Genomic DNA, 11,598 nt, shown 5'->3' with positions numbered 1-11,598 from the left:
GGAGCTTCTCGAAGGGTTCGCGGAGCTTCTCGAAGGGTTCGCGGAGCTTCTCGAAGGGTTCGCGGAGCTTCTCGAAGGGTTCGCGGAGCTTCTCGAAGGGTTCGCAGAGCTTCTCGAAGCCGTCGCGGCCCCATCAAGGCCTCTCAGGTCCATCACCCGATGGGCCGGTGGGCTGCGAAATCCACCACTGTTGCCTGCCACCCACCGTCACAGGTCATCATGGCGGCCGCCGGGTGCCGGCGAGCCGAGTCCCGCCATGACCATCACCTCCGCCGCACTGCTGCTGTTCCTGATCCTGGACCCGCTGGGCAATGTCCCGGTGTTCCTGAGCCTGCTGCGGCCGTTGCCGCCGGGGCGGCAGCGATTCGTGCTGGCGCGGGAGCTGTTGATCGCGCTGGTGGTGCTGATGGCGTTCCTGTGGGGCGGCAAGTACGCGCTGGAACTGATGCACCTGCGCCAGGAGTCGGTCTCGATCGCCGGCGGCATCGTGCTGTTCCTGATCGGCATCCGGATGATCTTCCCGCCGCCGGAAGGGCTGATGGGCGACATCCCCGAAGGCGAGCCCTTCATCGTTCCCATGGCCATCCCGCTGGTCGCGGGCCCCTCGGGCATGGCGGCGGTGATGCTGATGGGCAGCAACGAGCCTGGACGCCTGGGCGAGTGGAGCCTGGCGCTGATGCTCGCCTGGGGCGGCACCGCCGCGATCCTGTTCAGTGCCACCTACCTCTACAAATGGCTGGGCACCCGGGTCCTGACCGCGGTGGAACGCCTGATGGGCATGCTGCTGGTCGCCATCTCCGTCCAGATGTTCCTGGATGGCTTGGGGACTTACCTGCAGATCGCCCCGAACTGAGGTCGATGCCGGCGTCCCGCCGAGATCCCGAAATGGCCCCCAGCCCAGGCTGGACCGGGATGACAGCGTCACGGAACTGACATCCATGCGCCATAGCATGGGTTAAACTGACGTTAACCGGGCCAGCTTTAGCCAGGTTTGGGGCAGTCCAAGAATTCCTGATTGAGGCCAGCCGGATGCAGGCCAGCTATTCGTTTGTCTACCGCACTCAATATCGAGGCCATCCAACAATGACCCATTCCAACCGCGTCCGCATGTCGAAGCTCACGCTTGGCCTGCTCGCCATCCTCGCCACCGCGCCTGCGTTCGCGCAGAGCACCTCCGCCGGCCTGGGTGGCCGTGTTACCGGCACCGACGGCCAACCCGTCGCTGGCGCCGAAGTCACCATCACCCACGCCGAGTCGGGCACCGTCAGCCACGCCGTCACCGACGCCGATGGCCGCTACAACGCGCGCGGCCTGCGCGTCGGTGGTCCGTACACGATCAGCATCGACAAGTCCGGCGCTGGCCACAGCAGCCAGGAAGGCGTCTACCTCAACATCGACGCCAACCAGGTCGACGTGGCGCTGGGCGCCGACGTCACCACGCTGGAAGCAGTGAAGGCAGTCGTGGGCAACGGCTCCGACGTGTTCAGCGCCGACAAGATGGGCGCGGGCATGACGGTCACCCGCGAGCAGCTGCAGAACTTCGGTTCGATCAAGCGCGACCTGCAGGACTACGCGCGCATGGATCCCCGCGTCGCGCAGACCGACAAGACGCGCGGCGAGCTCTCCGTGCTCGGCCAGAACTCGCGCTACAACTCGATCACCATCGACGGCGTGAGCGTCAACGACACCTTCGGCATCGAAAGCAACAGCCTGCCGACCGAGCGCCAGCCGATCTCGATGGATGCGATCGACGAGGTGCAGGTCAACGTCACCAATTACGACGTCGCCCAGCCGCGCTATTCCGGCGCCAACATCAACGCCGTCACCAAGTCCGGTACCAACGACTTCCATGGCAGCGTGTACTACATCTTCCGCGACAAGGACATGGTCGGCGACCTCAACGGCGTTGATTTCGCCGGCTGGAAGGACGAGAAGACCTACGGTGCCACCTTCGGCGGCCCGCTGCTGAAGGATCGCCTGTTCTTCTTCACCAGCTACGAGAAGTTCACGCGCACCGGTCCGGGTTCGTCGAACGGCCCGGCCGGTTCGGGCGTGGCGATTGAAGCCCCCGGCATCAGCCAGGCCGAAATCAACGACATCATCGACATCGCCCGTACCAACTACGGTTTCGACGCTGGCTCGCTCAACCCGCCGAGCGATGCGAAGAACGAGACCGAGGACAAGCTGGTCAAGTTCGACTGGAACATCAACGACAATCACCGCCTCAGCCTGCGCCTGAACGAAACCGAGCAGTCCGTCGCGATCTTCCCGAACCCGACCAACAGCAGCCGCATCTCGCTGTCCTCGCAGGCGTACACGCAGGTCAAGAGCTTCAAGAGCCAGGTCGCGCAGCTGTACAGCGACTGGAGCGACAGCTTCACCACCGAGTTCAAGGTCTCGCACCGCGACTATGATTCGCGCCCGGTCCTCAACGCGGTGCTGCCGACCATGGTCGTGAACGTTGGCGGCGACGGCCCTGACGCCGACAACGTCAACGACGGCGACGGTTACGTCTTCCTCGGCACCGACCAGTTCCGCCATGCCAACGTGCTGACCACCGAGACCTGGAACTACTACGGCGTCGGTTCCTGGTTCGTCGGCGACCACACGTTCAAGTTCGGATTCGACTACGAGTCCAACGAGATCTACAACCTGTTCGTCGAGTCCTCGCTGGGCGTGTTCGGTTTCAACAGCATCAATGATTTCCGCAGCGGCCATTACTCGTCCATTCCGGCCGTGAACGTGTTCAGCGGCTTCAACCTTCGCACGGCTGCTCCAGGCGCCAACCCGGCCGCCGAGTTCACGCTGGAGAACCTGGGCCTGTTCGTGCAGGACAGCTGGGCCGTTACTCCGAACCTGACGCTGCAGTACGGCATCCGTGCCGACATCCCGAAGGTCGACGAGAAGCCGCGCTACAACCAGGTCGCGTCCGACTTCTTCGGTTACCGCAACGACACCACCATCGACGGCAATGAGCTGATCGAGCCGCGCGTTGGCTTCAACTACACCTTCGACAGCGAGCGTCGCACGCAGATGCGTGGTGGCGTGGGCCTGTTCCAGGGCTCGGCCGCCAACGTGTGGCTGGCCAACCCGTACACCAACAACGGCCAGACCATCCAGGTCTTCTCGGCCTCCAGCGGTGATGTCACCTTCGGCAACGGCGGCTACGCGGTCACCCTGCCGCCGGGCACCACGCCGCGCCAGGACCTGGACATCCTGGAGTCGGGCCTGAAGCAGCCGTCGGTGTGGAAGGGCAACCTGGCCATCGACCACGAACTGCCGTGGTGGGGCCTGGTGGGCAGCGCCGAAGTCGTGCTGACCAAGGTCAACGATGCTCTCGCATACCAGCACCTGAACCTCGGTGCCCCGACCGGTATCGCGCCGGATGGTCGTGAGATCTTCTGGAGCAATGCCTCGACCGGTTCGGGCTCGACCCGCGCCAATCGCGACAGCCGCTTCAATGACGTGCTTCTGACCAAGCAGACCAACAAGGGCAAGGGCCAGAACCTGACCCTGAGCCTGACCAAGCCCAACAATGGCGGCGACTGGTTCTGGCAGCTGGCCTATGCCTTCAGCGAAGCGACCGAAGCCAGCCCGCTGACCTCGAGCCGCGGCATCTCCAACTGGCGCAACCAGGCCTCGTTCAACCCGAACGAGATCGTCGAAGAGCGTTCGAGCTACGTCGTGAAGGATCGCTTCACCGGCGCCGTCAACTGGTCCCACGCTTTCTTCGGCGACTACAAGACCAACGTGGGCCTGTTCTACGAAGGCCGCAGCGGCTCGCCGTACAGTTGGACCTTCAAGAATGACGCCAACGGCGACGGCATCGTCAACGACCTGCTGTACATCCCGGCCGGTCCCAGTGACGTCATCTTCCGCGACATCGCCGGTGGCCTGACCGGTGCCCAACAGGCACAGATCTTCTGGGATGCCGTCGGCGCTCACCCGGAGCTTGCCGGCAGCCGCGGCACCGCCGTGCATCGCAACGACTCGTTCATGAAGTGGCGCAACAACTTCGACCTGCGTGTCTCGCAGGAGATCCCTGGCTTCTTCAAGGGCAACAAGGCGATGGTGTGGATGGACGTCCTCAACGTCGGCAACCTGCTCAACAAGGAGTGGGGCCAGTCCGAGGAAGTCCTGTTCGACGACGGCGCTGGCGCTTTCGCCCGCAACTTCGTGACCTACCGGGGCATCGACCCGGCCACGGGCAAGTACATCTACGAAGTCACCGGTAGTCCGGAGAAGTACAACCTGCGCGACCTGCCGTCGCGTTGGGCGATCCAGGTGGGTATCAAGTACAGCTTCTGATCGAACGCAACCTGCGAGTAGCGAAAACGGCCGGGGAAATCCCGGCCGTTTTCTTTTGTGGGCGCCGCCGCTGCGCTACAGTCGACAACGAACAGATACGGAGCCGCACGGCACATGAACGCATCACCGCAGACCCACTCCCCGTTGCCCACCGTCAATGCCCGTATCCACCCGCGCGGTGGCCTGGACGTGTTGTCACGCGACGAAGTGGCGCGCCTGCGTGACGTCTCCGGTGGCGGCATGCACCAGCTCCTGCGCGGGTGCGCGCTGGCGGTGCTTACCAGCGGCAGCGCGTCGGACGATCCGCGCGCGGCGCGCGAGCTGTACCCGGATTTCGACATCGAGGTGCACCAGCAGGATCGTGGCGTGCGCATCGACCTGTTCCATGCGCCCGCGATGGCCTTCGTCGACGGCGAGATCATCCGCGGCGTCGCGGAGCTGCTGTTCGCGGCGGTGCGCGACCTGGCCTACATCGCGATCGAGCTGGGCGAAGGCGGCGTGCGCGACCTGGCGTCCAGCGACGGCATCACCGATGCGGTGTTCGGACTGCTGCGCAATGCGCGCCTGCTGCATCCCGCCGACCCCAACCTGGTGGTGTGCTGGGGCGGCCACTCGATCTCGCGCGAGGAATACGTCTACACCAAGCAGGTCGGCTATGAACTCGGCCTGCGCGGCCTGGACATCTGCACCGGCTGCGGCCCGGGCGCGATGAAGGGGCCGATGAAGGGCGCGACGATTGCCCATGCGAAGCAGCGTCGCCGGCGCACGCGCTACATCGGCATCACCGAGCCGGGCATCATCGCGGCCGAGTCGCCCAACCCGATCGTCAACCACCTGGTGATCATGCCGGACATCGAGAAGCGCCTTGAAGCGTTCGTTCGGCTGGGCCACGGCATCATCGTGTTCCCCGGCGGCGTCGGCACGGCGGAGGAGATCCTCTACCTGCTGGGTATCCTGCTGCGCGAGGAGAACGCGGACCTGCCGTTCCCGCTGGTGTTCACCGGGCCGAATGCGTCGGCGCCGTATTTCGAGCAGATCGATCGCTTCCTCCGCCTCACCCTGGGTGAGGTGGCGACGTCGCGCTATCGCATCATCATCGGCGATTGCGCCGAAGTCGCCCGCCAGATGAGCGCCGGCATCCGCAAGGTGCGCGAGCACCGCATCGCGCAGAAGGATTCGTTCTTCTTCAACTGGTCGGTGGACATCCCGCTGGCGTTCCAGCGTCCCTTCGTGCCCACGCACGAGGCGATGGCGTCACTGGACCTGCACCACGGCCGCAAGCCGCACGAGCTTGCCGCGGACCTGCGTCGCGCCTTCTCCGGCATCGTCGCTGGCAACGTCAAGGAGGACGGTATGCGCCGTATCGAGGCGCATGGCCCCTTCGAGATCCACGGCGACGCGGACATCATGCAGTCGCTGGATGCGCTGCTGCGCGCGTTCGTCGAGCAGCGCCGGATGAAGATCGCCGGGGAATACCGGCCGTGTTACCGGGTAGTGGCGTGAGTGTCGCTGCCCGCCCATGGTGGTTGGGCAGCGAAAAAACGTCAATTGCAGCTGGCAGTGGCCCAGCTTGGCTTGGCGGTAGCTGACGTAGTCAGATTGCCGCACGTGTCACCTGACTGGCTGCCTTTGGGGGCTGCCGTGATGGTGTAGGCGGTGCCCGTATTGCCCGTGATCGTAAAGGTGTAATAGCTGCTAGGCGGTGTGGTCAGGTCGCTCAACGCGCCATAGGTGATGTGCTCGGAACGCCAGCGTTCCTGCTGCATCTTCAGGTCGCCCACTGCGTTGAGGGCATCGGCGCGCCGCCCCTTCCGGATATATTCGTTGTAACTCGGCAAGGCGATTGCGGCGAGGATGGCGATCACTGCAACGGTGACCATCAGTTCGATAAGCGTGAATCCGAATGCGCGCTTCATATGGAATCCCCAGGATGTCTCCTGCCATAAGCCTAACACCCTGCTCTGATGAAGGAGGGGGGGGGCGTTACGCTCGTCAGCGCAGGAACTGCCGTCCGTCAGTGCTCGCTTGATCCTTCGAGCGGCGCGCCCCAGAGTCCGGATAGGCCAGGACACCATGATCGTCATGCGAACAGCCGATTCCAAAATTCACGGATTCACCCTTATCGAGCTGATGGTGGCGGTCGCCGTGGTGGCGATACTTGCCACCTTGGCCGCGCCCCCCTTTGCTGATTTCCTGGATCGCTACCGCCTGCGAGGAGCGGTGGACGACGTTATCAGCGTCATATCCAATGCCCGTGCTGGCGCGGTCAAGCTGGACCGGGAGGTCCGTGTGACCTCCGGTTCCGGAAGTGGCGGATGGTGCGTCGGGGCTGTTTCTGCTCCGGCGCCTACGGGTGGAAACCGCGCGGGTGCAGTTACCACCACCTGCGATTGCGGCGACAACTCGCCTGCCTGTGAAGTCGAAGGCGAACCGTTGATGGTGGCCCCAGGCAAGCATGGAGGAGTGAGCTTCACCAGTTCAATCGACATGGCGTTCGATGGCCAGCTCGGGCTGGTCCAACCATTCGGCTCCACGGACGTGACGCTAGGCTCTCCAACTGCGAAATATGCGCTCAAGGTCACAGTTCTTCCGCTAGGGCAGGCGACTGTGTGCGTGCCAGCCGGCAAGCCGCCAGTCACCGGATACTCGAGCTGCTGAGGACAAACCATGCATATTTCCAACACCAAACGTGCATCGGCGGGTTTCACCCTGGTGGAACTCATGGTGGCGCTTGTGATCGGGCTGGTCGTGATCGGTGCGGTCATCTCGTTGATCGTCGCGATCATGCGTACCAATAACCAGACAATCCAATCCACGCGCCTGACACAGGAACTGCGTGCAACCGCTGCGGTTGTCGCGTCCGAGCTGCAGCGGGCAGGCAGTGCCCAGAATCCGTTCAACCTGGCCTCGGCCGTAGCGTTGGGAACAGTCGATACGACGACGGCGGGTTGCATCAAGTACAAGTACGCCGACTCGTCCGGTGCGACTTTGGATCGGGCGATTTCGCTGAACGGTGGCGCGGTCTACATGGGTACCACGACATGTGGCGCCGGGACGAAGCTCAATTCCGGTTCGGTCACCATCAGTGCCATGACGTTCAATCGCAACGGTCGACGTATCACAGTGACCTTGACTGGGAAACTGCCCAGCAACGCCAGCGTTACGCGTTCCTACACACAGTCCGTTTTCGCTCCCGGACTCACCAATACTTGATTTCGAGGCTAGTCATGCGTCCTTACCGATCGCCCAATGATGGTCGCCAGCAGGGTGCGGCATTGCTGGTTGCCGTGATCCTGCTGCTGCTCGCAGGCCTTATTTCGATCCTCGCTCTGAACGTTGGCGTTTTCGAGCAGCGAAGCAGCGGCAACGACCTGCGCGCCAAGGTGGTGAAGCAGGTAGCCGAAGCCGGCCTGACCCAGGGTTTCGAATACCTGATGCGCGCCAATTCGACGATGCTTGATGACACCACCAAGTGGGAGCTGTGCGCGGCGGGGGACGAGAAGTTCCCATGCGGTGCGGTTCCCGCCGCGCAGCGGGCGTCCATGTACCGACTCAAGGCGAACGTAGGTGGCTATGCGGATGCGGGGAGCAACAAACTCGAAGCGGCGCTGACGCAGTACATGCTTCCCAATTCGACGGTACTGCCGGCCATGGGTGCGTTCGATGTGGCTTATGGCGTGGCGCCTGTCCTGTGTCGTGTTCCAAAGCCGGTGAGCGCGACCACCGTTTCCTGCTCAACGGGCATGACCAACCTGTCGGATCGTCGCGTCGTGACATTCGTGAGCGTCGCACAGGTCCGCGGTGATTCCGGGCGTACGACGCTCACCCAGACGGTCGCTCGCAGTTCACTGCTTGCTCAGCCCGGCGGCGTCCCCTCGGTCGTCGCCAGCGGCACGGTAGTTCCTCCCGGTAACGGTGATGTCGTGGCGATGCCCGATATCGGCGGCCCGGGTCTGGACGTTGCCATCTGGTCCCGGCTTGATGTTGAGCCCGCATCCGGTTCGTTTGCGACCTGCACTCGCCAGGACTTCCTGGAGAGTGGCCAGGTGTCGCTCAACGACCCCAGCTGGCAGAGCACGCGTACCTGCAATGGGTGCGGTTGCGGCATGGCAAAGAAGACCGGCGACCCCGAAGGCTGGGATATTCTCGACAAGGACAGTAATGTCGGCACCAACAAGGATGTAAAGCCAGAAGAATTTCCCTGCGATCTGTTCGCGTACGCCTTTGGCGACTCGGCGTCGGGCTGGCAGGACAATGACGGGGACAACTTCTGTGAGGTCCGGCGTGCCAAGGTGCCATTCACTGCCCCAAGCGGCGTGACGGTTCAGCTCTACCCGGATGAAGCCTTCCTTTACACGTATGCCGCCAAGATCAGCCCGACGCCCGCCAATGCTTGGCTCGTGCGTCCTGATCAGCTGTTTTCGGGGAGCTTGGGCTCCACCGACAGTGGCCTGATCTGGTGTCAGGTAGATTGCCTGCCCAATGGCGGATCCGTCGGCAGCGTTGCCAATCCCGTGGGTGTCGTGGCGGACGCTGGAACCAATACGCCATATCACGCCGTCCTATATGGTCTGTTGTTCTTCCGCTCCACGGGCGATGGTCCGTTGAGTGCGACCACGGGCGGGAACGCATCGATGAAGTTCAACTCACAGTCGGCCGTGTACGGGTCGGTCCTGATACAGGGCCAGGTCACGACCGGGTCGGGCGGTGGCCTGATCTTCGGTGATGCGAGCATCCTGACTGCGTTGGGCAACAACCCGAAGATGGCCCGGTTCGACACCATGCGTGGCGGCTGGACCGACCGTTATTCCTACTGAGGTGATCCATGGCTAAGACTTATCGACGCACTGTCGGCAGCCGGGACGCTGGCTTCAGTCTGATAGAGGTGATGATCGCTGTCGTCGTCCTCGCGACCGGCTTGCTGGCACTGGCGGCCATGCAGGGCACTTTGGCCCGTAACGCCGCCGATGCCAAGGCGCGCGGCGCGATCATGGCTGCATTGCACTCACGCATGGCGGAGATCCGTCAGAGTCCACCGAGCGCTGGCAAGACCTGGACGATGGCAGATGGTTGGGTGAGCACTGCGGCCACACAGGCGGGTGCCAGCGACCTGAGCGTGGTGGAAACCATCACGCCCGAGCGGTGGAACGGCACCACTTTCGTTACAACGGCAGTCGCCAATCCAAAGGCGGCTTTTACCCGGGCTTCGCTCGCTGCCACCTGGACGTCGTCCACGGGTGCGCGGTCGTTGACGATCGGTTCGGACGTCAGCGGCAACATCTATGGTGATGGCAACGGCTATCCAACGCCGGATCCTTCCGGGTCTGCGGCCAAGTTCCCGATCGTGCGCCAGGACAATCCTTCCAATACCGCGGGCGTGATTCCGATCGTCACCGGCAACCAGGCGACGGCCGCATCCAACCCGCAGCCGATCATCGAGGGCGCGAACAACAATCTCCGGGTCGGTACGTCCTTTGATGTGCTGAACTACGTCCCGGAAGGCAGTACGGCCAAGATCACGAAACGTTTCCAGACCGAAGTGATCAAGTGTCGCTGCCAATATGGCCAAAGCGACTACAGCGTGGCAGGCGAGGCGCAGTGGCCCGCACTTTGGGACGGCAGCAGCTACACCACGTACACGACGACCAGTGCTGATCCTGCAGGCAAGCTGGCAAACGCGGGCGAAGACCCCGATTTTGGTGGAGGTACCGGAAAGAAAACCACGCGCCTTCAGAGCGAGCAATGCACCGAGTGCTGCCGTGACCACCATGACAGCAGTTCGTCACCGCTTGAAGCACGCTACGACCCGGAGGCCACTGCCGTCGGCAAGTTCAATCTGTCGGGTGGCACGCTCACCGCGGTGACCAACACGGTCAACGGCAAATATGTGGCTGCCTGCCGTGTCGTCAAGGCAGACGGCATCTGGAAGACCTCGGCCGACATGTACGCCCGTCAATATGGCCTGCTGGAAACGACAACCGTCAGCGGCAAACAGGCGAAGTCGGGTATTCCGACCAGCACCGCGTCGTCGAATTACCAGACGTTCGTGAAGGACTACCTGAGTCTCTACACCGGATCGTCTGACACCGCCCCTGCGGGCGCCCAGGCAATGTTTGACCAGACGTCGCGCAATCTGAACGCGCCGACTACCGTGGCGATCGATACTCCGTCCACTTCGGACTACCGCTATCTCCATGGGCGTGGCCTGTATGTCGATTACCTGGGTTCCAAGGCAAAATCGGTCGTTGGCAAGGCGATCACGGACTGCCCGAGCGGTACTCCTTTGACCGAATGCATCCTTCCGATTCTGCCGTTCACGACCATCAACCTGACTGAGATGGCAAGTTGGACGGAGGACTCCCCCTCTCCGACGGCGGGAGTCCTCAATATCAACACGGCGAAGACGCTGAACTTTGACGTCAACCAACCATCCGGCGGGCGCACGGCCGGCATCAAGGCCGGCACGGCGAATAACCAAAGCGAACTGCGGATGTCCAACTCCGGCGTTGCCGTGAGTGATGACATTCCCGGAGCGGTGGACACCAATGGTGACTCGACGACCTATAAAGACGCACAGTCCTTCCAGGTTGCCTCAAGCAGCGGTGGCGGCAGCACGGGCGACAGCTTCAATGTCGTGACGAGCGGTGGTGGTTCGAACCCGTTCCTCAATTACACGATTGCCGCCGACACCGGGCCGTGCACCTACAGCAGCAAGTGGACTTGTCCGACCAATAGTGTCCTGCCGGCTGCTGGCCAGGTCACCATCAGCAACTACAACCAGGAAGCGACAATCGGCTATGTGCTCAACCTGGCTGCCCAGTGCACCTATGTCGGAAACGGAAATTTCAATAATCCTGGCAACATGACTGTTCAGCAGCCAGTGTTCACCAACTATGCGGTGACTGGAGTTACTGGTGGTGGCGCTTCAAGCTGGTCGGTGACGGGCAATACCGGGAAGACCAACGAGATCACGACAATAACCCTTGGTACGATTCCCAAGGCTCCTGCACAGATCAGCGTCACCCTTGCAGCGGAATCTGGGCAGTTGCTCGCAACGCTAGGTAGTTGCACCTATGACAAGTCTGGCAACGCTGCTGTCTTGAAGACCATTGTCTGGAACAGGTCCTGGCAGTAACAAGTCGACGTGTTGAGAGCAAGGGCTTGCGAGTAATCGCAAGCCCTTTGCTTTTTCCTCTCCGTAGAAGGTCGATATCAGCCGGACGCATTCCAGCAAGTCACCATCGCGGGGCGGCGCAAAGCCCATGACGCGCGACGCAACGCGCATTGATG

The 11,598-nt window shown here is 62.7% G+C and carries 8 protein-coding genes; 7 read left to right on the top strand and 1 reads right to left on the bottom strand.

The annotated features are described in order from the left end of the window. The first annotated feature begins 256 nt into the window (after window positions 1–256). The 3 genes from ACYVD7_RS14805 to ppnN all read left to right on the top strand — a co-directional run bounded on the left by ACYVD7_RS14805 (window position 257) and on the right by ppnN (window position 5,811). A complete protein-coding gene (locus ACYVD7_RS14805) occupies window positions 257–853 on the top strand; it encodes a MarC family protein (protein ID WP_460764727.1) in 597 nt (198 codons plus the stop codon). A gap of 230 nt (window positions 854–1,083) precedes the next feature. Beyond that, window positions 1,084–4,308, top strand: a complete 3,225-nt coding sequence (locus ACYVD7_RS14800) for a TonB-dependent receptor (protein WP_460764722.1) — start codon at window positions 1,084–1,086, stop codon at window positions 4,306–4,308. 114 nt (window positions 4,309–4,422) lie between these two features. After that, entirely contained in the window at window positions 4,423–5,811 is a 1,389-nt protein-coding gene (gene ppnN, locus ACYVD7_RS14795) for a nucleotide 5'-monophosphate nucleosidase PpnN (RefSeq protein WP_460764720.1), read from the top strand. 41 nt (window positions 5,812–5,852) lie between these two features. On the opposite strand, the gene ACYVD7_RS14790 is transcribed toward ppnN, so the two are convergent. After that, window positions 5,853–6,224, bottom strand: coding sequence for a type IV pilin protein (locus ACYVD7_RS14790; RefSeq protein WP_460764718.1), 372 nt, complete (start codon window positions 6,222–6,224; stop codon window positions 5,853–5,855). A gap of 157 nt (window positions 6,225–6,381) precedes the next feature. Here ACYVD7_RS14790 and ACYVD7_RS14785 point away from each other — a divergent pair, with 157 nt between their 5' ends. Genes ACYVD7_RS14785 through ACYVD7_RS14770 form a run of 4 tightly spaced genes read left to right on the top strand, consistent with a single transcriptional unit; the run spans window position 6,382 to window position 11,443 of the window. Next, the gene (locus ACYVD7_RS14785) at window positions 6,382–6,966 is read left to right on the top strand and encodes a GspH/FimT family pseudopilin (protein ID WP_460764716.1); all 585 of its coding nucleotides are present in this window, start codon (window positions 6,382–6,384) and stop codon (window positions 6,964–6,966) included. A 9-nt stretch (window positions 6,967–6,975) separates the two neighbouring features. After that, window positions 6,976–7,521 (top strand): PulJ/GspJ family protein, encoded by a 546-nt coding sequence (locus ACYVD7_RS14780; protein WP_460764714.1) that lies wholly within the window; start codon window positions 6,976–6,978, stop codon window positions 7,519–7,521. A gap of 14 nt (window positions 7,522–7,535) precedes the next feature. Then, entirely contained in the window at window positions 7,536–9,125 is a 1,590-nt protein-coding gene (locus tag ACYVD7_RS14775; protein ID WP_460764712.1) for a hypothetical protein, read from the top strand. 8 nt (window positions 9,126–9,133) lie between these two features. Then, window positions 9,134–11,443: a type IV pilus modification PilV family protein gene (locus tag ACYVD7_RS14770; RefSeq protein ID WP_460764709.1), complete on the top strand. Its 2,310-nt coding sequence runs from the start codon at window positions 9,134–9,136 to the stop codon at window positions 11,441–11,443. Window positions 11,444–11,598 lie beyond the last annotated feature (155 nt).

It is taken from the genome of Lysobacter fragariae (assembly GCF_054779775.1).
Note: the sequence above shows the minus strand (reverse complement) of the source record. Positions and strands in the feature narration are given on the sequence as shown.

Bases quoted from the DNA above. Each gene is read 5' to 3' on its own strand.
- ACYVD7_RS14805 (WP_460764727.1), top strand. From the start codon at position 257: ATGACCATCACCTCCGCCGCACTGCTGCTGTTCCTGATCCTGGACCCG.
- ACYVD7_RS14800 (WP_460764722.1), top strand. From the start codon at position 1,084: ATGACCCATTCCAACCGCGTCCGCATGTCGAAGCTCACGCTTGGCCTG.
- ACYVD7_RS14785 (WP_460764716.1), top strand. From the start codon at position 6,382: ATGATCGTCATGCGAACAGCCGATTCCAAAATTCACGGATTCACCCTT.
- ACYVD7_RS14770 (WP_460764709.1), top strand. From the start codon at position 9,134: ATGGCTAAGACTTATCGACGCACTGTCGGCAGCCGGGACGCTGGCTTC.
- ACYVD7_RS14780 (WP_460764714.1), top strand. From the start codon at position 6,976: ATGCATATTTCCAACACCAAACGTGCATCGGCGGGTTTCACCCTGGTG.
- ppnN (WP_460764720.1), top strand. From the start codon at position 4,423: ATGAACGCATCACCGCAGACCCACTCCCCGTTGCCCACCGTCAATGCC.
- ACYVD7_RS14790 (WP_460764718.1), bottom strand. From the start codon at position 6,224: ATGAAGCGCGCATTCGGATTCACGCTTATCGAACTGATGGTCACCGTT.
- ACYVD7_RS14775 (WP_460764712.1), top strand. From the start codon at position 7,536: ATGCGTCCTTACCGATCGCCCAATGATGGTCGCCAGCAGGGTGCGGCA.